The following is a 24,703-nucleotide window of genomic DNA, read 5'->3' on the forward strand; positions in this document are numbered from 1 at the left end:
GATCAACTCGTCCAGCTGCGGTCGGGGACGTTCGCACGGGCAACGGCGTACCGTTCGCGGACCGCCGGCACGGCATCTGCCTCGTACACCTCGACCTGCCCGACCGTCCACGCCGGCGGCCGCTGCCCGCCCGACAGCACCCAGGCGGCCTGACGGGCGGCGCCGTCCGCGACGTACTCCCCCAGCGGTGGGACGAGCACCGGGCAGCCGAAGACCGCGGGCGCGATCCGGCGTACCGCCTCCGACCGGGCACCGCCGCCGACCAGGATGACCCGCTCGACGGTCGAGGGTGTGCCCATCACTAAGGCGCGCCGTAGACGGTGAACGAGGCCCAGTCGGCGAGCCCGGCGAACGGACGAACCGTACGGTACGTCCGAGCACCCGTGGACACCTGCTGGGTAGCGGCACCTGCGGGCAGCGGCTGGCCCTTGACGAGCCCGCCGAGGTGGCGCTGCCAGGTCACGAACGCCTCGATGTCGCCTGCTGCCCGGTGCGCCACCGCGATCGTGCGGCAGCCCAGCAGGGCGTGGTCGCCCCCTGCGGCCACCAGCTGGACGCCGCGTGTGATCAGATCGGCCGCAGTGGCCTCGCGAAGTCGCCGCTGGGCCCGGCCGAGGGCCGTGCCGACCTGCTCCGGCCCGAGCCGACCATTCGGGTCAACCCCGTCGTAGAACCAGCCCATGAGCAGCGCCGTGGCCAGGTCGGGGACCGGCCGGATCGCCGTGATCAGAGCGCGGGCGCCGGCCGCCAGTAGGGTCCGTCCCATCCCGACCAGCTCGTCCCCGTCACGCACCTGATGCCGTCCGCTGTCGCAGGCGCTGAGCACGACCACCATGCCGTCCCAGTTCCACTGCGCCAGCCGGGCCAGGCTCACGAGTTCGGTGCCCACCTCACCAGCGGCCGCCCCCTGCTGGAGACCGGTGAGCCCCGGGCCCAGCGGGTCACCGCGTCGCCGGTCCTCGTCGAGCGGCCAGTTCGGCTGCGCGCCGTCGCCCCGGTTCGCCGCTCCGGGTGTTGTCGAGGCAGCGGCCAGCACCAGACCGCTGCGCCCCGGGCGCCGCCGGTCGAAGACTGCGTGGCAGGCCAGGTGTACCAGGCGGGGGCGCTGAGGGCCGGCGAGCGCGTCGGCGAGCCAGGCCGACGTCACGGCCGCGCCGGTCCGGGCCGTGCCGCCGAGCCGGTCAGCAACATAGGCGCACTCGGATCGCGCATAGGGCAGGTCACCGAGGGGATCGCCGGCCACGAGGACGCCGCCCACGACTTCGCCACCCGTCCCAGCGGTGCGCGCGTCGGGCTCATCGTCGACAGGGCTGGTACGTGCCGCGCTCGGTCGGGGCGCCCGCAGCACTGACGCGCTCGGCAAGAGGTACGTCCCGGGCCTAACCCTGATCTCTGCGCCGCCGGACTGGGCGACGTCGCCAGCCGAGGCGGCACCCTCGGTAAAGGCGGCGTCACCGCCTGGCGGGAGCAGGTGCAGAGGGGCCAGGTGCAGGGAGCCGTGCGGCACCACATAGACGGCCCGGCCCGGCGGCACCTCGGCGATGGGGGCGGTCAGCACCGCGTGCACCGGGTGCTCGACCAGCCGACGCATCGTGTCACCGTCGGCGGTTTCGAGCAGGTTCTGCCAGTGCTCGACGTCGGAGGCGGCCGGGGCGCCGGGAAGGTCCGGGCCCAGTAGCTGTCGGGCCGTGAGGCCGGTGCCGCTCAGCGTGAACGCCCATACGCCTCCTGTGCTGGTGAGGTACTCCACCAGGACCGCGTCGTCCGCGACCGTCAGCAGCGGGGCCGCCTCCTCGGCCGTGATCGGCTCAGCCATCCGGTGAGCACGCATCGCCGGGTGGGTCGCGGAGAGCTGTCCCCACAGATCGAGCAGCTCGCTGCGTACCCTGTGCTGCTCCTCGGAGGCCGCCATTCTGCGGGCCAACAACTGCCGGCGCTCCTCGACCTCGGCGGGCCTGGGGCCCTCGTCCATGCCCGACGCGCGCAACCGGCGTAGCTCGGCCCAGAGGGCGGCCTCGCGGGCCACCAGCGGGTCCGCCGGGTCGGCACCGGTCTCGCGGTCGCGCAGTGCCTCCAGCAACGCCCGCGACTTCGCGCGCTCCAGCAGCGCGAAGGCCTCCTCAACCCGGCCCAGCTCAAGCGCCAGGCCCGCCGCCTCGACGAATGGTGGTACGAAGATCGTGCCGAAGCCCGCCGCGTCGCTCAGGTCGGCGATGCCCCGACGCAGGTTGTCATGGTCGTCACAGGCATCGCGTAGCACCCGCAACGTCTGATCGGTGCGCTCACCGGCGGCCAGCGCGGCGAGGCCCGACGCCACGTCCGCTGGATAACGCACTGCGGCGTCCGTCGCCTCGCGGCGCAGCGCCACCAGTCGCTCGCGGAAGGGCGCGGCCTGCGCCGCCCGGCCCGATCGCGACCATTCCCACACAAGTGTGCCGAGCCGCAGCGCCAGCCGATCCAGGCCCGCAAAGGGCAGCACTCCGCCGTGCCGGTCGTGTGCGCGCTGGGCCGCGTCGATCGAGGCCAGCAGGTAGCGGTCGGCGAGCGCCGTCGCGCCGTGGTCGCGGGCCAGCCCGGCCACGATGGAGTCCAGGATGCCCAGGTCGCCGGTGGTCTCGCCGGGGATCCGCGCGGTCAGGAAGTCAGCAAGCGCCCGGGCCTGTGCCACCAGCTCCAGCGGGTTCAGTTCGGTGCGGGTCGGATCGCGGGTGAGCAGGGTGCAGAGATTCGTCAGCGCGGTGAACTCTGCGCGGGCGTCACCGATCTCGTGCGCTGTGCGCCGGGCCCGCTCCAGCAGCGCCAGCGCCTCGTCGTAGCGGCCGACCGTCGTGTAGAGCAGGCCGAGCGCCGACCAGACCGCCGGCAGCGCGTGTGAGGCGCCGAGATGCGTCCAGAGCTCCTCGGCCGTGCGCAGCGACCGCTCCGCCTCGCCGTAACGGTGCTCCAGCAAGTGCCGCTGGCCCTCCTCACTCGCCCGCTGCGCGAAGAAGGCGGGCGTGCCGACCGCGAGATCCCGTCGCATCCGCGGATCGGCCAGATTGGCGATCATCTCCCGGAAAGCCGGGTGGGCCAGGCCCAGCAGATCGTCGCCCGCGCGCTCCCGGGTGGCCGACTCGATGCGCTGCACGCGGGCCCGGAAGCCGGTCGTGTAGTGCGAGGCGTCCACGCGGGAGTGCAGGTCGTGGATAAGGTCGTGCGCCGCGGTGAACGCCTCACCGGCCGAGGCAGGGTCTACTAAACGGCGCAGCGTCGCCAGGTTGATCATCGCCTTGTAGGCGTCGTACCGCGCCGGCGAGTCGGCCAGCAGTCGCACCGCCTCCGCGGCCGCCTCGATCGCCTCGTCCCGTCGGCCCTGCCGTAACAGCTCCCGTGCGGCGTTGTCCAGCAGGATGCCGCGCCGGGGCCCGTCCACGCCCGGCTGGTCGAGCGCTCGCCGGTAGAGTTCCTCGGCGCCGTCCTTGCCCTGCCGGTGCAGCACCTCGGCATGCCCGGAGAGGACCGAGACCAGCCCGGTCTTGTCGGTCACCATCTCGGCCAGCTGGGTGGCTATGCCGAAGAGTTTGGCGGCCTGATCAAGGTGCTCATCGGCGATCTCCACGGCGGCCATTCCGGTGATCGCCGCGACCCGCAGGTCCAGGGCACGCTCCTGGTCGCTGTCCGGCATCGCGGTCGCCACTTCGAAGGCCGACGCGTAGGCCCGGCGGGCGTCGTCGAGTTGGCCGGCGACCCGTGCGCACTGGCCGAGCAGCCGGAAGACCAGAAAGCTGGCAGAGCTGGGCGAGAGGGCCCACGCGTGGTCGACCATGGCGCGAAGCGCGCGGTCCGCCTCCGCCAGCTGACCGGCGTTGATGAGCCCATGTGCCCAGTTGGCGACGGCCATCAGGATTTCCTCGGTGACCTCGTCCCCGCTCTCGGCCCCGCCTGCGGGTCCGCTCCTGTCGGCGGGCTGGGCGGAGCCGGATCGGCGGCGGCGGAAGAGCGGCATAGCGTCAACTCCCCAGGCGGCGCAAAAGGGTCGCCGGGTCGTCCTCGAAATCCGCCGCGCCGTCCCGGTCTGACTCGTCGTCGCGGGTGTGTCCGTCGCCGCGCACGCCGGCGGCCATGGAGGAAGCGCGCTCCACCAGCGCGACGTATTGGCGCTGGTATTCCGCGAAGAGCGTCTCCTGCTGCGGGCGTATCAGCTCGTCGGTGCAGAGCGCCCCGGCGGTCTGCCGCCACAGCACCTGGGCCGCCTCCAGGTCGCCGTCCGCGAGGTGCTGGCGGGTCCGTTGCCAGAGCTGGAAGAACGGCAGCTGACGGTAGTCGTCGCGGTGCCGGATCGCCTCGACCCGGACCACGATGAAGTCGTGCTCCGTATAGGGGACGGCAGCACCGTCGGCAGCCACCCGGCAGAGCCTGCCACCGACCACCCGCAGCGAGGCCAGTTCCGCCGGGGTAGGCCCGCCCGCAGGCCGACGGATGATCATGAAGTGGGTGGACGCCAGCTCCGTCGGGCCGCTGGCTTCGCCGCCTGGGCCGCTGGGGGCGGACCAGGAGTGGTACGCGCCGACGCGCAACTCCACCGCCGAGGAGACCACAAACGACTCGATGCCGTCGATCAGCGCTCTGGCGATCTTGGTGGAACCCGCCAGCCCCGCGAAACCGATGGCGGTTCCTACGCTCTCGATCAGACTCAGCGAGCGCTCCAGCATGTCCGACGTCTTAGCCCTGAACAACGCCAGCAGCAGACTCACGTCGTCGCCCTCATAGGGCACCGGCCCGGCCACCCGCAGGTTCGAGATCTCCACCGCGTCCCGCTCGCCGGTCACCTTCAGCCGCCGGCTCAGCTCAGCCGATCCGAGCAGGTGCGGCACGGCAATCCTGTTGCCACCGCGCAGGAACTCGGTCACCACAGCGCCGAACGGTAAGTACTCCCGCCACAGTTCCCGCTCATTGGCCAGCCACAACTGGCTCACCCGGATCACCAGGTAGACCTCATCAGCCACGAACGGCACAGTCTCGGCGGGACCATCCAGGGTGGGCACTGGCCGAGCGACGATGCCCTCTGCCTGCCGCGCAAGCACCCGTCGCACAAGATCCCGCACGGCCATGAATCGCCCCCAACCATTTGACCCCGCTACGTTAACGCGCGATCGCAACGCGTGAGGTCCCCTGCGGGTGAACTAATCGCCAGACCCGCCCTGTGTGGGCGGCGGCGCCGACCGCGCCGTACGGCCGTGTGGACGCGAGCGTCAGCAACCTGGTTGGGGGTCGACGAGCAGGCCGTTGCCGCGCAGCCGGAGCCGCCGCTCTCCGCAGAACAGCTCCAGACCCTGGCCGTACGGGTCGCCGAGCGGATCAGGGCGTGACGGTCGCGCCGGGTGGTGGTCATCGGAGCGAGCGGTGTGCGCGAGGCCGTACACGATCGCGGCAGCGCCGGTGGCGGTTCCCATCCGCGTGGATCGGAACCGCCACCGTCAGAACGCTGTTTCGGCTGGTCCTGCCTGGGTCTCTACCGACCACCTGCCGGGCACTGCCACCGCACCGGCCTGCCCCCGCTTGCGCCGGCGACCTGCGTACCGCCCGCGCTGACGGCACTGGCATACGTGTTGTCCGCACCGGGGAGACGAGGCAGCTTACGGGACGTACCGTCCGCAGAGCGCAGCGAAGCGGTCAGGTCGTCATGATTGATCACGATCTCGCCGCTGGAGCTGACGGCCCCGATGTCGCCCCCCGACACCGTCGTCGCCCGGCCCGCCCGGAGGTCCCACGCCACGGCCACCGTCTGGCTGTCCGTCGTCTGACCGGCGGGGTTCGGCGCGGGCTCGACCCGGCCGCCCCGGCGTGGAGTCACGCTCGGCAGCGCGGACTTGGCAGTCCTCCGGCTGAGCACGCCGTACGCCCATTCACCCTGAGCACCGCTGACGCGCGGACTGAAGAACCCGTCCGGAGCGATCGGGCGGCTGCCCAGTCCTTGCGCGTCCCACAGGTAGGCCGAGCCACCCTTGTCGTCGTCCAGCCCGCCGACCACTACCCCGCTGTCCGAGATGCCGAACCCCATCGCCCGACCCGGAGCGGGAAGGACGTCCACCTGAGCGTTCGCGGTCGTGTCGCGCCACCGGGCCGCCGCCGTTCTCGCGCCGTCGAACAGCACCCCGGCCACCTCCCCGAGAGCGTTGATCCCCGTCGCCTCCGCGCTCGTGTAGCCCGGTGGGATCGGCAGTGTGATCACCTTCCCACTGACGTACGCCCAGGCGATCGAGCGGCCACTCGCGCCCTGGCCGCTGCCCACCGTGACCCCGCTGTCGTTGACACCCTTGGCCTCGGCGGGCCCGTTGACCAAGATGGCCTGGGCCCGCGTGCCGTCCCAGCGCACCGGAGTGGCCAGCCCGTTCCCGACCGAGGAGAAGCCCGCCAGGAAGCGGCCGCTGGGTGAGCCGGCGTTGACGTTCGCCGATGTCGCCGATGGTGGCAGGTCCACCGGCGCCACCGTGCAGGGGGGACGAGCCAGTTCCCGGGCCGCAGCCGGGGCCAGGCCCGCGCTGCCGTTACCGCTGCCGTTCCGGCTCTGGCCGAACGCACTCATCCCGGCGACACTCGCGAGGCTGAGCGCGAGAACCCCCGCGACCGCCGCGGACCGTCGCCGGCGGCGGGCCCGCCGGCCAACGGCGAGCAGGCCGTCCGCCCCGGCTCGGCCCGGCGGTGGCGCTACCGAGGACAGAAGGACGCGCACTACCTCAGCGTCACGGTCTTCGTCACCATTCATTACGCACGCCCCGCTTCCTGAAGACGACTCTGATCAATTCCAGGCCACTGCTCGCTGAGAAGGCGACGCATCGTGGCGAGCCCACGGGATGTCTGGCTCTTGACGCTGCCGGTGGAGCAGCCCATCGCCACCGCGGTCTCCTGCACTGACATGTCGCAGAAGAAGCGCAGGACCAGCACACTGCGCTGACCTCGACTCAACGCCGCGAGTGCCGAGCGCACGGCATCGGCATCCTCGACGCTCGGTCCCGCCGGCGACGGCAGGTCGAGCGTCCGCCACGACAACAGCACCTTCGCCCAGGATCGGCGCGCCTCGTCCAGGTAGCGACGCACCAGGATGCGGTGCACGTACCCGTCGAGGTTCTCCACCGTTCTGATCTTCGACCAGCGCAGATAGACAGTCACCAGGGCGGACTGCACGATGTCGTCGGCACGATGCGCGTCGCCGCACAGTAGGTACGCGGAACGCCGCAACCGAGTCAGTGCCACCGAGACGTACTCGACATATTCTTCGTCCTCTTCTGCCGACAACGAATCCCCTTTCTCCGACGTCACTCCTATCGGCGCCGCATCAGGCTTCGGTTGTCAGACACTGCCGAAATCTTCCCGATCGGACGTGCGCTCTCCGCTGCCGAAGCCGACCGGAGAAGCAACGACCTGTTGGGATCTCGCAGGCCACGGCGCGGGTCGAGCCGTACCGCCAGGTCCAGCCGGTACGCGGCGAGGCGCGAAGTCCGGCACCGGAGTCCAGTCCTGCTTGCGCGCGGATTGGCGGTGCTCGCCGCGCACGGGGCTGTCGTTGGCCAGAGCGGTGACAGGTTAGTTTGCTCGGATGAGTCTGCTCGATGACGTCGCGAGGCGGGACAGTTGGCGATGCTGGGTGTGCGACGAGCCGGTCGACGCCGACATGTCGGTGAACGACCCGCGTGGTCCCAGCGTCGACAGTCGTACCGCCGACAAGAAGGCCAAGGTCGCCGAGCGACTCGCACACCGTGCCTGCAACACCCGCAAGGGCGCGGTCAAGGTGGTCATCGCCTGGCCGGATCGTCTGCACGTGGTGGAGCCCGCGCCACTGATCGCCGTCGCCGAGCGACTCGAACGCAAGGGTGGCCGCGAGCTGGTCGCTCGCTGCCCGAGCAGGAAGGACGCCCAGGAGGCAGCGGACTGGCTGGTCGACCGTTTCTCCCGGCTGGCACCCGGACTGCCGGTGACCGCCAGCGTCGACGTGGGCGGCGGACAGTACCTCGTCGCCCTGTCGGCCGGCCGCCGCTGACAGACCCCGCGTCCGCGGCAACCACCCGCTTGGACTGCTGCGAGTGATCGGCGAGGATCTGCGCCTTGCCGGACTGCCCGTAGCCGCGCATGTCCCGCGACCAACCAGCTGCGGCGCGACTCGATGCCACGTCGATCCCGTCCGCGGATGCCCGTGACTGAGGTGTACGCAGGCCCGTGCCCGGTTGGGTGGCGGTGCTCGGCGGCACGACACTGCTGGCGCTGGCAACCACGGTGTGGCCCGTCCGATGGCTGCTCAGCGCACCTCCGATCGACAACATCGGCGTGAAGGAATACGTCGAACACCGGCAACCGTGCCGCCTTCGTGGAAATCGCGGAGGCGGCACGGTTGCCTGGCGTCTCAGCTACGGGTGGACCCGGCGTCCTCGGGCGGCACCAGGATCATCCGGCGACGCCGGGCAGCGAGGATCAAGACGCCTCCGGCCGCCAATGCCGTCATGCCGATCCCGCCGACCAAGCCGGCCTGCGGTCCGGTGACCGGCAACCCGCCGTCACCGCCACCGCCACCCTTCGCGGCCAGCACCACGGCGAACCCGTCCCGATTGTCACCGGGGTCCACGTCGGCCATCCGTACGGCAACGGCGTTCGCGGGCAGGTCGGTTCGCGCAGGCGTGGAGCGGTTGGTCGGCGACTGCTCGGCGAGGCCCTCCACCCGCACGGTGCCGCCCCGCAACGTCGCCGGCGCGCTGGCGGCTGACGCAGTCGTCACCAGGTTGCACAGCTCGACCGCCGAGTAGATCGTGTCGTTCGGGTCGGTGTCCTCGGCGGCCGGAACGAGTGTGAGGCGCTGGTAGGTGCAGACGGCCGATCGCCGGGCGTCGGCGAGCACACACTGTTCCGGCTGCCTGGTGAAGGTCACACCCTTGGGCAGACGCAGCGTGACCCGCACTCCGCTGACCGTTCTCCGGCCCTGGTTGGCGACGGTGTGCCACACGGCGCCCGTCTCGCCCGGCTGCAGCGTCCCGGTGGACGTCGGCATGCCGTCGGCACCGATCCGCACGGACTGCTGCACGTCTCGAGCGACCAACGAGAGGTCCGCCTTGGGCTCGTCGACCAGCGTCAGCGGGAACAATTTGGTGTTGTCGGCCGGATTCGCGTCCTCGTCCGGCCGGATGTCGACTGACGCTTCGAACCTGCCCTCGTAGGGCGTCGTCCCGTAGACGAGCGCGTCGATGGGAACGTCGACGGTTTCGCCCGGCCCCGGAATCAACTCCGGCGACAGTCGGCAGTAGAACCCGCCGAAATCACCGTCGCACTCCCCCACACCACCCCCGGAATGCCACAGCAGAGAGACCGGCATGGGGTCAGGGCCCTGCGGTGGCTGACGGACATAGACGACGACGTCGCTCGGGGTCTCGTCCCCCAGGTTGCTGATCTTCAGATAGACAACCTTCCTCTCGACCCCCAGCGCGATCCGTGTCCCGGACGCGTCGACCGCGAGGTCTGGACCTTTCTTCGCCGCCTCGGCGGGGGCGGCGAGGACAGCCAACCCGGCGAGGAGGAACAGCGCGGCGGCAACAGTTCGCAACAGCCGCCGACGACCAGAGCTCATGGCAGCACCCTTTCAGTAGACGCGGACAGTGTGGTTGGGAACACTATCGGCAATCGACCCTGACCACTTCGACCTCTACTGGGAGGCCACACCGCACCGCTCGACCTCCATTACCGCAGGTCAACGCCCCTCGTCCCGGTCCGGTGCCGGTGAGCGCTTCGGGCGCAGAGACCTCTTCGCCAACCTGCACCGAATCTGCTCCCAGTTGCAGGGTCGGGGCACCCAATGGCTGCCTACCGCCCTGACCGGCGCACACTTCCTTCCAGGCGACATAGAGCATGGTCGACCGCTCTCCAGAACTGCGGAGCACGCCGCGGTGCAACAGGACGCTTGACTCGCTCTGACCTGCGCGGACGTCAGCTCGCGTTGACGATTTCCACCGTGGGTGCGAAATGGCGGACCGCTGCCTCGACGCTCGAGCGGTGCAGGTGCCAGAGGGTCGCCGGCCGGCTGTCGGCGACGACGGCCGGTGGCACGTGCGGGACGAGCGCCTGGTTCATCCGTCGCAGGCCGCGCGAGCGCGCCGAGCCCGGCAGCGGCGGCAGACCCGGTCGCCGTCGCAGGCCGACGTACGGGACAGTGGTCGGGCTGGCCTGTTGCGTCCACAGCACGACAGCCTCAATGTCAGACCACGGCACCACCGTGCGAGGACGGCCAGGGCGGCGTTTGACCCAGAGTGATCCCAGCCGCGTCGACGCGCAGCGCCACACGGCCGCTCAGCGCGCTGACCAGTCGCAGCAGCAGGAACGCGCCGCCAAACACGATGGCACCCAAACCGGCAACAGGTTCGTAGCGGACAAGCCCGACACCGACGACGACGAAAGCCGCGCTTGTCGGCTTCAGCAGCAGGTCACGGCGGGTGAAGCCGAACCGCTCCTCGTACACCTCGCCCGGCATGATAATGCTGCCCTCGGCGGCCATGCCGACAGACATCGGCGTCATGGGTCGCTGAGTGACGGCGACGTAAGCGAAGGCTCCCAGCCAGCCGGCGACCGCGAAGCTGACCACGCCGTCCCAGGGGAACGGCAGCCCGCTAAGGACCAGCCGGTACAGCAGCAGGTAAGCAACGATCGTCACCGCGACAGCGGCACCGAGCGCCCACCAGCGATGCCGCGGACGGACCACCACCTGCCACCACAACAACACCAGCGGGCCGCCCAGAGCCAGCACCGCCGGACGCATCAACAGCTCCGGATCACTCATCCTCGCCGCGCCGACCACAACGACGACGCCAAGCATCAGGACCGTCGCAAGGGGCGGCCCCAGGACCGCCCAGCGAAGGCGCAGGGGATTCGCTACGTCGGGCACGCGGGAACAGTACGGGAGACCATCTCCGGGTGGCCGTTGCGTGTTACGCGGCTCAGGACTTGACTCACCACAGTCGCCACTCGAGGCCGCAGTCTCAGGTCAGTGTGCGGTGCGGCGCAGTGATGGGGGCAGGTCGCGGCCCGGTCCGGATGGACCGGACCAGACCGCGATGCTCATTCGGGCCGCCGGCAGGCGGCGGCGTCGGCTGGTCCAGCCAGCTCGTAGTCAGGGCAGCGTCTTGAGGAACGGGCCGTGGTTGAGCCGGAATTCCCAGGAGTAGTAGCGGTCCCAGTTGATCGACCAGGTCATGAGGCCTCGGAAGTTGGGGTTGGTGCCACTGCGGGGGGTGTATCCGCCGCAATTTTGACCTCGGACGAGGCAGGTCACCGCTTGTTGCACGCCGGCCGGGGCGAGGTAGCCGTTGCCGGCGCTGGTGGAGGAGGGCGCGCCGAACGCGACCTGGTCCTCGCGCAGTGCGGGGAAGACCGCGGTGGCGTTCCCGGCGACGGGGAAGCCGGCCAGCAGCATGTCCGTCATCGCGATGTGAAAGTCGGCGCCGCCCATCGTGTGGTACTGACCGTCGAGCCCGACGATGGGGCCGGAATTGTAGTCCTGGACGTGCAGGACGGTAAGGATGTCACGCAGCGCGTGGATCACCGGCAGGTATGACCCGGCCCTGGGATCCTGGCCACCCCACGGGCCTGAGCCGTAGAACTGGTAGCCGAGCTGCACGAAGAACGTCTCCGGGGCCATCGTGAGCACGAAGCCGGTTCCGTAGCGCTGCTTGAGCTCGCGGATCGCGGAGATCAGGTTCACCACGACCGGGGTGGTCGGGTTGCGGAAGTCGGTGTCGCCGGTGTTGAGGTAGAGGGAGTGGCCCTCGAAGTCGATGTCCAGGCCGTTGAGGCCGTACCGGTCGATGATCGCCGACACCGAGCGGACGAACATGTCACGGGCGGCGGTTGTGGTGAGTTGCACCTGCCCGTTCTGACCGCCGATGGACAGCAGCACCTTTTTGCCCTGCTGCTGCTTGGCGCGGATCGCCGCGGTGAACTGAGCCTCGGTCTCCACATTGGGACACTCGGCAACCGGGCAGAGTTGAAAACGGATGTCGCCGGAGGTGACGGAGGTGGGTTCGCCGAAGGCGAGGTTGACGATGTCCCAGTCGTCGGGCACGTCGGCCATCCGCAGGTACCCGGCGCCGTTGGCGAAGCTGGCGTGCAGGTAGCCGATCAGGGCGTGCTTCGGCAGCCCGGTGTTCGGCGGACTGGTGGGTGGCGGGGTCGTCGGCGGCGTGGTGGTGGGCGGCGTGGTGGGCGGCGTGGTGGTCGGCGGCGGTGTCGTGGGGGGTGCCGTGGTGGGGGGTGCGCCACCGGCGCACGCCGCGCCGTTGAGCGTGCAGTCGAAGGGAGAGCCCGAGCCGGTGGCCAGGAAACCGAACGACGCCGACGCACCAGGGGCCAGGGTGCCGTTCCACGAACGGTTGGTGAAGGTGTGGCGCTGCCCGACGCTGCTGACCGTGGCGTCCCAGTACGAACCGAGGGTGGTGCCCGACGGCAGGGTGAAGGCAACCTGCCAGCCGGTGATCGCGCTCGACCCGCCGTTGGTGATGGTGTAGCGCCCCTCCCAGCCGGCACCCCAGTCGGAGGTCTTGGTGAAAACTGCTGTCGGGCCGGCGGCCAGGGCTGGATAAGCGAAGCTCAGGGTCGCCGCAGCGGCCGAGACCAGGGCCGCCAGGGCAGCCAGGAACGGTGTTCGGAATCTGCGCGCCATCCGGTCCTCCCGAGGGGTGCCCCACCGAGGGGTATCGACGGGGACCTAATTATTAGGTTTGTTAACTGAAGATGTCCAGGGGTGGGCACCAGCGAAGCCAACGCCCGCCGCGACGCCTTCCGGCGGACAGCCTCCTTCAACCACCAGCGCTGCCACTCTGCGCTGGGCTACCTCAGCTCCCGGACGCCATCCAGGCACGCTCGGCGCGACGCTTCGCGGCAGCAGCCAGGATCGGTGTGACGTCCGTCCGCTCAGCCGGGGTCGGCGCAGAGTTGGAGGGTCAAGGCGGTGCGGACCACACGATGCTCGACCACCTCGCCGCGCCTGCTACCCAGGGAGCGGCAGCCGGCCCGGTGACGGCCCGGTCGGACCCGGACGAACCGGGGGAGCTGTCAGGTGGGGGCGTGCGATGGCCGGATGCACGGCGGCGACCGTCAAGTCGCGGGTCTCAGTGAGCTGATCGGAACGCCGACACGGACGGGTGGCCGAGTTGACGCTCGCGGAGCGTGTCCGTAGCCTCTACTCATAGGGGAGATGGTGGCTGGCGATGATGAGCTGAAATGTAGTCATCGTTCGATCTGTCTCAATACCCGGCCCCAGCCTTCGCGCTGGGGCTTTCACTTTTCCCAGGATCTTCGCCGATCGTCCCGAGCACGGTCAGAGCGTTCCGGGCTCGTGTCCCTGCACGTAGTGCCAGGCGCCGAGCCCTCGCGGGTCAAAGAGCGCGGTCGTCCGGCGTGGGTTCGCGAAGACGTCGGCGTATTCGAGATCAAGCCAGTAGGCAATGCTCGACCCGGCGTCCTGAGACGTCATCGAGCGGAGTTCCTCCGGCAGCGGCCGTCCGTCAGCGCGGATCACGGCCACCATCACGCCGGTCCGGCCTGCGCCCAGGGCTGGGACGCCGTCGACCGGGCCGTTGCGCCCGTCCGAGCACCACAACGTCCCTCGGACGCGCAGCGCCGGCCCCTCACCGACGTTCTCCACCGGGACGAGGAACCTGTCCTTCGCGATCGCGAGGAACGCGTACGCCGGGGCGGGCGCGGAGGTCAGCGCGAAGCGCTCCTGGGCGGGTGGGTGCTGGGCCAGCATCCCGCCGGAGTCCGGGAACGCGACTGACTGGTGGACCGGCAGCAGGAGCGGATATCTGCTCAGCACCAGGGACCGGCGGGTTTCCGTGAGTTGCCGGTCGGTCCGGGACAACGCCTGCCGGGAGAGGTAGATCGCGGCCAGCACGCCGATGGTGGACGCGATGGCGGAGAAGGAGCCGGCGACCGCGCCCGCCCGCTGGGCCCGCCAGGTGAAGGCCACCACGAGGGCCGTGGCGGCGGCGCAGACCGCCACCGCCCCGGCGAGCGCCAGCCCGTACCTGGCGGCACCGCGCAGCAGGGTTTTCGTCCGTTGTGGCACGGGAGTTCCTAGGCGAAGGAGGAACCGGCGTCGCCCCATCGGGTCTGGGGGATCGTGACCTTCTCGCTCCGCCAGCTGATGACCCGGGACTGTGCCAGGACGCGCAGGATTCGGTGCCGGTCGCGAGGGTCGTAACCGAACACCGGCTCGGCCCGCGTCCGGTCCTTGACCGCCATGAACTCGAGGATCTCGCTCTCCGGTATCGGGCTCGGAGCCCGCCCGACGAAGGCGCGGTAGAGCTCGTGATAGGCGTCCTCGATCGGACGGGCGAACGGTGAGTTGGTGGCCAGTGCGTGGCGGGCGCCGCCGACCGCGACGGCATCCACGACGCCTACCGCGCTCGCGTACTTCATGACCTTGTTGATCAGGCCGGCGGCGAACTTCTCCTGCCCCTGCCCGACACCGGTCGCGCTGAGCAGCCCCGGCAGGCGCCGGAACGGGATGGTCCGGCTCTGCGTCCGGAAGCACTCCATGGTCAGGCCGGCGTGGACCCGCCACAGCGGTTCCAGGTATCCGAGGCCGAGATCGTCCACAGTCACCGCGTACGCGTCGTCCGCGCCCTTGCGCACCAGCTGCACCGCGGTCAGCGCGTCGAGCACGCGCAGCAGCCGGTCGCCGTTGTCCGCCTGCAGGGGGCCGGTGCGCAGTTCCGTGACCGTCAGGCCCTTGGGTCGGGCGGCGAGCCGCCGGACCACGTAGTCGATGGCCATGATGTCGCCGAACCGGCCGGAGCCGACGTCGAGGTAGGTGCGGGTGGCGTTGCGGGGCAGGAACTGCTCCTTGGCCCGCACTGCGGCGTCGGTACGGACGACCTTGTGACCGAGCGACTCGATGAGCGCCCAGTACCGGCTCTCGTCCTCGTTCTCCAGGATGCCCCAGCGGGCCAGGGTCGCGGTGCGGTCGGCCTGCTCCTTGCCGCCGAGGATGATGCCGCGACGCTGCAGTTCGAGCAGGCCGAGCAGCGCCCGGCAGGTGACCGGCGGAGGCTTCTTCAGGGTGTAGATGTCATCGATGCAGATGGAGTCCAGCCCGGGCAGGGTGAGAATGCCGCGGAACTGGGAGGAGAGCCGGTCCTTGTCGCCGTACACGACCGTCACCCGGCAGCCGTCACGCAGCAGGCGACGGATCAGCGGGATGAAATCCTGGTCGCCGGTGACCAGGACGAACTGGCCGCAGTCCTGGTAGAGGTAGTCCATCGCCAGCACGGTCAGATGGATGTCGGCCTGCTCCTTGGTGCTGCCCACTACCTCGTCGTCGATGAGGTGCTCCGTCATCGCCGTCGAGATGCTCCCGTCGAACTTCGCCGCCGCCATGTGCTTGTACTGCAGGTGGCCGCCGCACCGGGTCGTCGCGTCGCTCCAGAGGGCATCGACGATGCCTCGCTCCACCACGTGGCCGCGGCCGATGATCGCGCCGGCCAGGTTGTCCCAGTCGACGAGCAGGACACCCTTGTTTCCGACGGCCATCTGCGGCTCCTCCGTGAGCTCATCGAGGCGCGATTGTCTTCCGAATTCTGCCTCCATGTCCCCACGCTGCCTGTTCATCCGTTCGGCCACGAAGTTCATCACATGTGCGAGGTCGTCGGGGCGTTCGGTTTGCTGTGCGTGACCTCCAGATGACTGATCGTCCAAGGAAGACCGCAACTCCGGTGGAGCGCGACGGCTCGTGAGCGAGCGGACAATGTGGATTGTTGGGCCATCACCCCAGTCGTCGCACGGCCCGTGTTGTGGAGGCGGACTTGGCGCGCTTCTATCCGAAGAACCTGCGAGCGAACGCCACACGCGGGGAGCGGGCCGTCTTCGACAAGCTCCGGTCGCTCAACGACTCGTGGTTCGTGCTGCACAGCCTCGCGTACTTCGACCCCGGCCGGCGGAGGTGGCGGATGGGCGAAACGGACTTCGTCCTGCTCCACCCCGGACGCGGTCTACTGATCATGGAGGTCAAGGACGGTTCCTACCGGGTCGCCGGCCGGCAGTGGTTCGCCCAGCGCCGCGGCGGCGATGTGCCGCTGAACGTCGACCCGTTCGATCAGGCCGTGCGAAACAAGTACGCCCTGGCCGGGTGGCTACGCGATACCGCCGGCATCCGGCACGTGCCGGCCGGGCACTGCGTCGTCTTCGCCGACGGCCGGCCGTCGGGCAATCTCGGTCCGCACGCGCCGGACACGATCGTGCTGAGCGCTGCGGCGTTGGAGCACGCGCCGATGCTCGTGGAACGCGTCATGGCGCACTGGGACCAGCATGGCTGGGCCAGCCAGTCGGACTTCGAAAAGGCCTTGGCGGCGCTCGCGCCGACTGCGGTCGTCGCCCGCACCCTCCGCTACGACGTCGATCTGGCGTCCGACGACCTCGCCCGCCTGACCCAGCGCCAGATCCGCCTGACGAGTCGCCAACTCGAGGTGTTGGAGGGCACGTCCAGGAAGCGGGCGTCACTGGTTCTCGGCGCGGCCGGCACGGGCAAGACAGTCCTCGCGCAGGAGCGGGCGCGCGAGTTGGCTGGCAAGGGCTTGCGGGTCGCGGTGATCGGACAGCAGCGCAACCTGCGCCTGGAGATCCGACGCAGGTTGCGGGTGGAAGGCGTGAGCTCCGGCGACCCGGAGGACGTGCTGTGCGACCTCTACGGCTCCGATCGCCTGCGCGCCTACGAGGGCGAGCAGCTCTGGGTCACCGTGCTGGGCCTCGCCGAGGCGTACGGCAATCCGCTGGACTGCCTCATCGTCGACGAGGCGCAGAGCCATGACGAGGATCTCCTGGACGCCCTACGCGAACTCGTCCGCCCCGACGGTTCGGTGGTGCTGTTCGCCGACCCGTACCAGCGCGACTCTTCCGGAACCTGGCGCCCACGTCCCGACGGATCGTTCAACGAGTTCTGGTTGACCGAGAACTGTCGCAACGTCCTGCCGATCGCGAAGCTCGTCGCGCGAATCTCGGGAGCGCACACGCCCGTCACCGGTCCGGCCGGGCGGAAGCCACGGTTCAGCGACGGCTCCGCGGACCTGCCCTCGGCGTGCGCGGATGCCGTCCTCGAGATCCTGAAGGACCTGCCGGCCTCCCAACTGGTGGTGGTCACGTCGACGCAGGCGAACCATGCCGCGATCCGCCGGACGCTGGCAGATCGGGGCGTGCGGACGACGAGTGGGCTCCGCGGCGACGAACTGGCCGTCTGCACCGTGCGGCAGTTTCACGGCTGCGAGGCGCCGGCCGTGGTCTATGCGGACGACGGCCAGGAGGACTGGACGACCAGCTACATCGCGGTCAGCCGGGCCTGCGCCTACCTCCACGTCGTCGCCCAGCCGGACCGCTGGGAGCCCTTTCGATTCCTGATGGAGGACGGTTCATGACGCTGTACGACGAGGCTGTGACTTTCCTCGAGTCGGAAGGCTGGTCGGTTCCCGGGGAATTGCGGGGCGAAGTCGTCCGAGCGAGGCGCGCGGCATATGCGGACAACAGTGAGCACATGACGGTGTGGTGCCGGGCCGCCCCGGACGCCGAGGACCTGCGTCGAAGCGAGGCGACCCTCCTCCAACGCTTCGCGGAGGAGGCACGCACTCCCGGGGCGAAGTTCCTGCTGGTCGAGTCCACCCAGGGGCTGTCGACGGATTTCCGGAGACTCGCCAAGCACGAGTACAACGTCGACATCCGGGTTCCGATTCAGTTCTTCGATGCCCGGTTCAAATGGGACGACACATCTGTGTCGGTCCTGGCGGGAACGGCCGCGCAGCAGCTACGCCGCGACGGAGAGATGGAGGCGCGCCGGCGCACTCCCCAACCCTTCGAGGCGGTGGGAACCGGAGTAGTGGGCAGTGATCTGCTGGCTGAGCTTGCTCGCCGCTTCGACGGCACCGCCGACTGGGACCGCCCGATCGTGCTGGTGACTGCGCCAGCGGGTTACGGCAAGAGCGTCCTGTTCGAGTCGCTGTTCGCAACGCTGTACACGAACTTCCAGAAGGCAAAGAAACAGCTACGGCGGGCATATCGGCCGCTGCCACTCCTGCCGGACTATGCCGCCCTGGCGAGTGCGCCCGCACTGGGCCCCATGGTCGACGCCCTGCTGCAGACCGAGATCGCGCGGCCGGTCAAGCAGCCGACCTTCCAGTGGATGCTCACACGGGGGTTCGCGAGCTGGCTGCTGGACGGACTGGACGAGGTCATCGCCCAAGACCCCGGCTTCTTCGAGTACATCCACGAGATCGTCGCCCGACCGGACAACCCGACGACCCCGCGCATCCTGCTCTGTGTCCGTGATTCGCTGCTCAGCTCCAACCAGGCGCTGCGGGACTTCCTCGCGGTGGCCCACGAGTACGTCGAGGAGTTCCGCCTGCTCCCGTGGCGACCCGAGTCGATCACGACCTTCGCGCGCATTCGTCTTCAGGACAAGGACCGCGAGCTGCTTTCGATCCTCGAGGCGAAGCCGCAGCTGATGAAGCTCTGCGGCACCCCGTACTACGCCGAACTGCTCGCCGAGCGCGTCGCCGAGGGCAAGACAGACGGGATACCGAACGACTACTCCGAGATGGACCTGGTCCACGACGCCGTCGACGCGATCATGGACCGCGAGTACAAGAAGGAGCAGTTGCAGGAGAACGTCGTCTCCCGGCATGACCTGCTCGACGTCATCAGTCACGTCGCGGTCGTCGAGCTGGAGAACGACAATCGCGGCGTGCCGATCGACGAAATCGGCCAGCTCGCCGAGTTCGTGCTTCCCTCGGACCTGTCCGATCCCGAGCGTGAACGGTGCACCGCCGCCATCTGCCGCCTGCCGGTCTTCCGTGCCGCCTCCGAGCGACAGCGGGTGCGCTTCGCTCAAGATGTGATCTTCGAGCACCAGATCGGAATCCGCGCCGCCCAGTATTTCGCCGTCAATCCGGTGCGCTTTGCGCAACTGTTGGATTGTCGCCCCTTCCCGCCCGATTCCTTCGCCCTCCGGGTGCTCTGCGCCCGAATCAGGGAACTCGCCGCCGGCGAGGAACTGCTCACCCGACTGTCCAGCGCCACCGCAACCCCGACCGCCTTTCGGAACATCCTCCAGGTGCTCCTCGGCCTTCCCGACTGCGCCCGGCTGCTGATCCACGCTCCGCTGGAACGCCAGGACCTTTCCGGGCTTACCTTCTCGGGTCTGTCGCTGGCCGGCGTCAGCTTCCGCGGCGCGAATCTGGAGTCGACCCGCTTCAACAGCTGCGTCATGACCGGCTGCGACCTGTCCGACGCGACGTTGCACGGCACCCGATTCGACGCCTGCCTGCCCACCCTCGCCGAGGCCGACTTCGGGCATCTCACCGGCTTTGTCTCCGTGGAGATCGACTCGCGAACCGCCATCGAGGACGTCGCGGACTTCGTCACGTTGCTCGGGGCGGACGGGCGCCGGGAGCACCCCTTTGTCGGCCCCTGCCCCACCGCCCTTCAACTGCGGTTCCTGTTCCTGAAGTTCGTCCGGCCGGACGGCCACTATCGTCGTGACTCGCTCGACGAGAAGGGCCTGCTGTCCGGACGGCGCATCGTCGATCCGGCTTCCGTGCTCAGCGGTGCGGTGCGAGCCCGCTTCCTCACCGCCATTCCCAAGCGCCGCCGGTATGAGCGCACGCACAGCCAGCTCTATGCGGACATGGTGGGGTTCGCCCAGAACCTCCGAGTGACCCCGGCCATCCGGTCGCTCTTGGAGGACACCTGCCGGGTGGAGGGATGTTCGCACGTCGTTCAGGAGAACCTGACCTCAGCGACCTTCGATTGAGCGGCCATCCGCTGTCATGCTCACCGCTCGCAGCATCCTCCGGATGGCTCGTGCCGGACCCGCCATCGGGCGGGCGGGACGCGACCGCGATCAACCTGGAGTCGTGGCGGCTCTGTGTACTCGCGTCCTGCCACCGGCGCGTGTGCGTCGTGACGGACGGGGATCGCTGAGCTGCTGAATGCGCATCCGTCGAAGGAGCGGGTGCACCTAAACGTGCCGGTCAAGTTCCCGGACGGCTGGGAAGTAGGAGTTCCCAGCAACGCCCGGATCACCTCGGCGCGCCGCGTCCCGCCCGCCGCGCGCAAACCCTTGAGCCCGGCGGCGGTGTAGGGCGCCTTCACCAGGAATCCGGGCACCTCGGCACCGCCTCTACGATCTCCAGAGTCGTCCCCTACGCAGGTCGCGGTGGGCATCGGCGTGCCGATGACCGCGTCGGGCTGTTCGTGACAGCGCTCCAGCACCGGCCGCGCCCACTGGCTCACTCTCTGGCCCTTAGTCGCCGGGAAGGATCACCCGCGTACGGTGGGGCAGCGATGTCAGCACCCGACGCTGGCCGGTGACCGGATTGACGGCGACCAGCTCACCCGCACCCACTGCCAAGTCTTGCAGGATGACCTCGGTACCGGCGAGACCTAGGAAAGTCTCAGCCCTGCCACCCCGGAGCACCACGAGGTCGATCCGGCCGGCCGATCGACCGGAGCGCAAATCGACCCCTACCAACGTCATTGGGGGCACCGTCGGCTTCCTCGCCGGCTTGCCTGACGGGAGTTCCTCCTGCGGGGTTACCAAAGCCCACGCCGTCGGCGGATCGCCGCCACCGCGTACGAGTGGGGCGAACGCGTTGCGGATATCTCCGGGGCCGACCTGATGGGTCGTGGCCAGCGACACCGAGCGGGCACTACCGCCGTTGACGTCCTGAATCGCGATGGTGAGCTGGCGGCGCGGTCGCGCGTTCAAACCGACCTTGACCTCTGCGGTGACGAGCTCACGCCCATCGAGGAATGCCAGCGTACGGCGACCTGGCGTCCCGCGTAACGCCAGTAGGCGCACCTCCCCGCCGGGCAGGGTGATCGCTGAGTACGCCTCATCAGCACCGGAGGGTTGCCCCAGCAGCAACGATTGCCCGTCGGTCGACCACTGACGCAACTCGTACCCCGGCGGGACAGCCCGTTCCGTGGTCCCGGTCAGGTCACGGATCCACCATTGCTCGTCTCGGCGCTGGGCGAACCACCGCCCGTCCGGCGATAGTGCCTGACTGGCCCCCACGATGCCTGCCAGCCCGACGCTGAATTGTTCACCGGAAGCGGTCACCAGGTACATCGGCCACCGGGGCAACGCGCCGCTCATGTCGAGGGCATCGGGGTCGTTGATCTGATAGAGCAGGGCTCCCCGTCCCACGGCCCGATCGTTGGGCAGGGCAGTCGGGGTGGCCGGCGGCAGCAACCGGTCGGGCAGTCCGGCGAGGAGTTCCCGGGCTGTTACCGGGGCGGCGACCTTGGCCAGTGCTGGTGACCGGGTAGCGCTGGTTCGCCAGACCGTCACCCCGGCGGCCCCGCCGGTCAGCACCCCGACCAGAGCGGCCGCCAACCACTTCCGTAGTCGGCGCCGTCCCGGCGGCGTAACGGGTACCGGTCCCGGTGCCGTGGATTCCATAATGGTGTCTCCGATCCGGGCGACCTGCCCGCGCACAGCAGAGCGGAAGATCCACTGGACCGTCAACGGCCGGTCAGGCCCCGGTTCACGATCGGGGCGCAATCGTGATCTTCAGAAGGGTCCCGGTCCTCCGTGAACACCTTGCGCAGCCGGGCGTCGACCGCCGTCGGGTCCTGCAAGCAGCCGATGTGATCGCCCTGGGGACATCGTCGGCGCGACACCGAGGGCGTCGGCAGTGCCCGGAGCTGCCTTCGCAGAGCTCACCGCAGACCCGCGACAGCGGATACATAAGGGCGGCCATGACCACGGCGATAACCGCCCGCCCTGCCCAACTCCACCATCGACTACGACGCAGGACGCGGCCACCTCCCGCCGTCACACCAAGACAAGACCCAGCATCCGGCTTAGCCAAAGGACGGACAACCACGCGCCACAGCCGAGTATCCGTCGTCTTCCAGACTGCCGCCCGTCGGGCCCGCGAGGCGGACGGCCCTCCCCTCGCCTTAGGCGACTGGCAGCAGTGATCAATCCGGCGCGGGGGTTGCTGGTCGGCTGAAGTGCCTGGCATGATCCGGACATGATCGAAAGAATCGAGTCCTCCGTCCGCCGGTGAGCGTGACACCCGAGCCTGGATTGCTCGGACCCCACTTGTCGTTATTTGATCATGCGTTGCGAATGCATCGCGCGGATCCCGACGCGCCTCTTCCCCGTGAGGGTGAGCCGTATCCGGATGATGGACAGCACCGAGGTCGAAAATCCCGTCCTCGCGAGCCGGAGGATCGGCGCCGCAGCGGCGCTGATGTCGCCGCCGTTTTGGACACGCATTTCGCCGATCGATCCGCCGCTCCAGGCGATCTTGCCGGGGCGTTCCATGACATCTATGTTCCGATCCATCCCAATGAACACATCACTGCTGCGGCCTGTCGAGTGGACGCCGAACGTGTTCGGGCGACCGGTCGATGGCTTGTCCAGCACGCGACCGATCGCTGTGCTGCGACTGTTGGTCTGGCGTTGCTGACCACCGTGTGGGATGACGACGACATCGAGTTGATCAAAACGATCGGACTGCTGTCGCGCCAGTTCGGCCCGCTGGCCGCCCGCGCGCTCGAACGGCGGTCGTGGTGCGGCGGCTCGGACGCATTGCTGTGGCTGGCCGAGCGGGTCACGGGCTGGGGACGGGTCTATGTCGTGGAGTCCCTGTGCACGATCGGCAGCACCGCAGCGCGGCCGTGGATGCTGCGACGCGCCTGTGATGGCGACTACCTCAACCGCTACTTCGCCGGAGAAATCGCCGCTGCGGCGCACCTGCAAGAGGCGATCACCGCAGAAAATGCTGACAGCGAGTTGGTCGATCACACCGGCCTGCTGCTGACCATCATGGCTGACAGCAGCGGCACGGGCATCACGCTCGAGCACTACCCGCCCGCCTCCGTCGTTCTAGAGGCCCACTGCGAACACGCCGGCCGCCTAGAGCCGTCGGTAGAGCGTTTCGTCATCGCCGCGCAACTGGCTGAGCATTTACAACGTCCAGCGGCGCAACGAATAGCTTGGCCCGAGGGCGGACGAGAGCGCGTGCTGAGCGGCTATCTTGCCCTGCTCGACCGCGACGACTGGTGCACGGTCGCTCGCGCTGGGCTGGCCGCTGGTGATCACCGTGTCACTTGGCTTGTCGAAGCGCTGGCACCAAGCCTTGGGCTTCGAGCGTTCACCGTGAACGACGAGTAGCGTCCGGAGGGAAGGCTGGCGGGGAGCACGTTCGCGGCTTCCTGCCGGCCTGCCGCCGGTCGTCCTCTTGATGGCCTTGTGGTAGTCCGCTCCGGATGACGGGCCGCTGGTCCTGGTGTTGATCTTGGCCGCGTCTTGCACTGGAAGGTCAGACGCACTGACATCGGCTACAAGCGGGGGCCAGCCGCACGCGAAGCGCAAGCTACCGCTGTTGAGGCCTTCGGGGTCGCCGAAGAGGTCTTCCAGCAAGAAGCCCTGTCCAGAAGGTTGCTGGTGGGATTTGAGTCTCGGCTTCCAGTCAGGGCAGATTGCGGCGCAGGATGTAGTTGAAGCCGAACTCTGTCTCCGTGGAGCGGACGTCGATGTAGCCGAGCCGTTGGTAGAAGCCATGCCCTGTGATGCCCGCTCCGGTTTCCATGTGGTCGTAGCCGTCGACCACCGCCAGCGCCTCGATGTGGCGCATGAGGAGCCGTCCTATGCCGCGACCGGCGGCCTGTGGATTCACGAACATGGTGTAGACCTTGTTGCCGTCGCGGGAGACCGTGCCGGCGATCCCGTTTACCTCCGCGACGAACATCTATCGTTGGATGGCGAGTTCCTTGATGCGTTGCGCGGTGAAGTGGTCGCACATCCGCTCGATGACCTCCCTCGGATAGTCACGACTGTTGACCTCACGCAGGCAGCGTTCGATGAGGCCCGCCACGGCGGGGCATCGGCGCTGTCGAACCGTCTTATCGTCGCCATCGATCTATTTTGCCTGCAATCGGCGTGAGGACGCCTGGCGAAGCAGCGGTGACCCGCGCAATGCTCGGGTGCACGGTAATCGACACTCGCAGGTGGTCCCGTCATGGCAGCCCCATCGCCCGGCGGCCGACTGAGTCGGCCACCGCCACATCCAGCCCGGCAGCACGTGCAGCCCGCGCCTTTGCGGCAAAGTGCTCGTGCGGGTGGCGCGGCCGAAGAGGGTCCGCGGGAGCCAACAAGATCACGCCAAATCATGCGACGGGCGATCCAGGCGGCATCCGCCGGTCAGGGCGATGCTGAGCGGGGACGACGGCCTGGTGGTGACGGACCAGATTGCGAGCCAGGAGGTCACACGTCGGATTCGAGAGCGAAGGTGTTGCCGTCCGGGTCCTGGAACCACGCGATACGTCCACCTCCGGCCCGCGGGGTGATCCCCTTCGCGTCGTGCTCGAGCTGCTCGTAGCGAACGAACTCGACGCCGGACGAGGAGAGCTCTTCGACGATCTGGTCGATGTCGTCGACGTACCACGTCGCCAGCGTCGCCGGGGTCTTCCCGGCAGTGACCGACTGGTACACGTTCAACGCCGGCCCGCCACCGGAGCCGTAGACGCGGCTGCCGTCGGCGATGGTGGCGCTGGGGCCGGACCGCAACGCTCGCAGGCCCAACGTGCCTTCGTAAAAGGCCACGGCCTTCTGGATGTCGGACACGGCGACCGAGGTTCTGAGGTGGTACGCGCTCAAGGGCATGAACCACTCTGGCAGGTGCCCCACGAATCG

The 24,703-nt window shown here is 69.1% G+C and carries 20 protein-coding genes and 2 pseudogenes; 6 read left to right on the forward strand and 16 right to left on the reverse strand.

The window, feature by feature from the left end:
• Positions 1-2 precede the first annotated feature (2 nt).
• The 6 genes and pseudogenes from ACQP0U_RS21540 to ACQP0U_RS21565 form a co-directional block, all read right to left on the reverse strand.
• A pseudogene (locus tag ACQP0U_RS21540) lies at positions 3-275 on the reverse strand (FGGY-family carbohydrate kinase); the annotation flags it as partial.
• A gap of 26 nt (positions 276-301) precedes the next feature.
• The gene (locus tag ACQP0U_RS21545; RefSeq protein WP_433309921.1) at positions 302-3,985 is read right to left on the reverse strand and encodes a CHAT domain-containing protein; all 3,684 of its coding nucleotides are present in this window, start codon (positions 3,983-3,985) and stop codon (positions 302-304) included.
• A gap of 4 nt (positions 3,986-3,989) precedes the next feature.
• Positions 3,990-4,985 (reverse strand): hypothetical protein, encoded by a 996-nt coding sequence (locus tag ACQP0U_RS21550; protein ID WP_433309923.1) that lies wholly within the window; start codon positions 4,983-4,985, stop codon positions 3,990-3,992.
• Positions 4,986-5,231: 246 nt separating this feature from the next.
• Positions 5,232-5,432 (reverse strand): hypothetical protein, encoded by a 201-nt coding sequence (locus tag ACQP0U_RS21555; RefSeq protein WP_433309926.1) that lies wholly within the window; start codon positions 5,430-5,432, stop codon positions 5,232-5,234.
• Between the two features lie 59 nt (positions 5,433-5,491).
• A complete protein-coding gene (locus ACQP0U_RS21560) occupies positions 5,492-6,712 on the reverse strand; it encodes a hypothetical protein (RefSeq protein ID WP_433309928.1) in 1,221 nt (406 codons plus the stop codon).
• A 32-nt stretch (positions 6,713-6,744) separates the two neighbouring features.
• Positions 6,745-7,275, reverse strand: a complete 531-nt coding sequence (locus tag ACQP0U_RS21565) for a SigE family RNA polymerase sigma factor (protein WP_433309931.1) — start codon at positions 7,273-7,275, stop codon at positions 6,745-6,747.
• Positions 7,276-7,576: 301 nt separating this feature from the next.
• Between ACQP0U_RS21565 and ACQP0U_RS21570 the strand changes: the two genes are divergently transcribed.
• A complete protein-coding gene (locus ACQP0U_RS21570) occupies positions 7,577-8,017 on the forward strand; it encodes a hypothetical protein (protein ID WP_433309933.1) in 441 nt (146 codons plus the stop codon).
• A gap of 360 nt (positions 8,018-8,377) precedes the next feature.
• Here the strand turns inward: ACQP0U_RS21570 and ACQP0U_RS21575 are convergent, their stop codons facing one another.
• The 6 genes from ACQP0U_RS21575 to ACQP0U_RS21600 form a co-directional block, all read right to left on the reverse strand.
• Positions 8,378-9,589, reverse strand: coding sequence for a hypothetical protein (locus ACQP0U_RS21575; RefSeq protein ID WP_433309936.1), 1,212 nt, complete (start codon positions 9,587-9,589; stop codon positions 8,378-8,380).
• Between the two features lie 356 nt (positions 9,590-9,945).
• Positions 9,946-10,200 carry a hypothetical protein gene (locus tag ACQP0U_RS21580; protein WP_433309938.1) on the reverse strand — a complete coding sequence of 85 codons (255 nt, stop codon included), beginning with the start codon at positions 10,198-10,200 and terminating at the stop codon, positions 9,946-9,948.
• Positions 10,201-10,213: 13 nt separating this feature from the next.
• Positions 10,214-10,897 (reverse strand): hypothetical protein, encoded by a 684-nt coding sequence (locus tag ACQP0U_RS21585; RefSeq protein WP_433309940.1) that lies wholly within the window; start codon positions 10,895-10,897, stop codon positions 10,214-10,216.
• A 225-nt stretch (positions 10,898-11,122) separates the two neighbouring features.
• Positions 11,123-12,670 carry a chitinase gene (locus ACQP0U_RS21590; protein ID WP_433309943.1) on the reverse strand — a complete coding sequence of 516 codons (1,548 nt, stop codon included), beginning with the start codon at positions 12,668-12,670 and terminating at the stop codon, positions 11,123-11,125.
• Positions 12,671-13,327: 657 nt separating this feature from the next.
• Positions 13,328-14,077: a hypothetical protein gene (locus ACQP0U_RS21595; protein WP_433309945.1), complete on the reverse strand. Its 750-nt coding sequence runs from the start codon at positions 14,075-14,077 to the stop codon at positions 13,328-13,330.
• A gap of 8 nt (positions 14,078-14,085) precedes the next feature.
• Entirely contained in the window at positions 14,086-15,543 is a 1,458-nt protein-coding gene (locus ACQP0U_RS21600) for an NYN domain-containing protein (protein ID WP_433309947.1), read from the reverse strand.
• A gap of 260 nt (positions 15,544-15,803) precedes the next feature.
• Between ACQP0U_RS21600 and ACQP0U_RS21605 the strand changes: the two genes are divergently transcribed.
• The 3 genes and pseudogenes from ACQP0U_RS21605 to ACQP0U_RS21615 form a co-directional block, all read left to right on the forward strand.
• Entirely contained in the window at positions 15,804-17,417 is a 1,614-nt protein-coding gene (locus ACQP0U_RS21605; protein WP_433309950.1) for an NERD domain-containing protein, read from the forward strand.
• Complete coding sequence (locus ACQP0U_RS21610) at positions 17,414-19,804, forward strand: pentapeptide repeat-containing protein (protein ID WP_433309953.1); 2,391 nt, start codon at positions 17,414-17,416, stop codon at positions 19,802-19,804. Before ACQP0U_RS21605 ends, ACQP0U_RS21610 begins: the two co-directional genes overlap by 4 nt.
• Before the next feature lie 47 nt (positions 19,805-19,851).
• Positions 19,852-20,134: pseudogene (locus tag ACQP0U_RS21615) on the forward strand (hypothetical protein); the annotation flags it as partial.
• Between the two features lie 162 nt (positions 20,135-20,296).
• Here the strand turns inward: ACQP0U_RS21615 and ACQP0U_RS21620 are convergent.
• Positions 20,297-21,202, reverse strand: coding sequence for a hypothetical protein (locus tag ACQP0U_RS21620; protein WP_433309956.1), 906 nt, complete (start codon positions 21,200-21,202; stop codon positions 20,297-20,299).
• 909 nt (positions 21,203-22,111) lie between these two features.
• On the reverse strand, positions 22,112-22,432 hold the full coding sequence (locus tag ACQP0U_RS21625; protein ID WP_433309959.1) for a hypothetical protein: 321 nt from the start codon (positions 22,430-22,432) through the stop codon (positions 22,112-22,114).
• A 36-nt stretch (positions 22,433-22,468) separates the two neighbouring features.
• On the opposite strand from ACQP0U_RS21625, the gene ACQP0U_RS21630 reads away from it, so the two are divergent.
• Complete coding sequence (locus ACQP0U_RS21630; RefSeq protein WP_433309961.1) at positions 22,469-23,182, forward strand: hypothetical protein; 714 nt, start codon at positions 22,469-22,471, stop codon at positions 23,180-23,182.
• A 298-nt stretch (positions 23,183-23,480) separates the two neighbouring features.
• Here ACQP0U_RS21630 and ACQP0U_RS21635 read toward each other — a convergent pair whose 3' ends face one another.
• Complete coding sequence (locus ACQP0U_RS21635; RefSeq protein ID WP_433309964.1) at positions 23,481-23,759, reverse strand: GNAT family N-acetyltransferase; 279 nt, start codon at positions 23,757-23,759, stop codon at positions 23,481-23,483.
• A gap of 6 nt (positions 23,760-23,765) precedes the next feature.
• On the opposite strand from ACQP0U_RS21635, the gene ACQP0U_RS21640 reads away from it, so the two are divergent.
• On the forward strand, positions 23,766-23,954 hold the full coding sequence (locus tag ACQP0U_RS21640) for a hypothetical protein (RefSeq protein WP_433309967.1): 189 nt from the start codon (positions 23,766-23,768) through the stop codon (positions 23,952-23,954).
• A gap of 320 nt (positions 23,955-24,274) precedes the next feature.
• Here ACQP0U_RS21640 and ACQP0U_RS21645 read toward each other — a convergent pair whose 3' ends face one another.
• The gene (locus ACQP0U_RS21645) at positions 24,275-24,634 is read right to left on the reverse strand and encodes a VOC family protein (RefSeq protein ID WP_433309970.1); all 360 of its coding nucleotides are present in this window, start codon (positions 24,632-24,634) and stop codon (positions 24,275-24,277) included.
• Positions 24,635-24,703: the final 69 nt, after the last annotated feature.

This window comes from Micromonospora sp. CA-269861 (genome assembly GCF_050948505.1).
Classification (GTDB): domain Bacteria; phylum Actinomycetota; class Actinomycetes; order Mycobacteriales; family Micromonosporaceae; genus Micromonospora.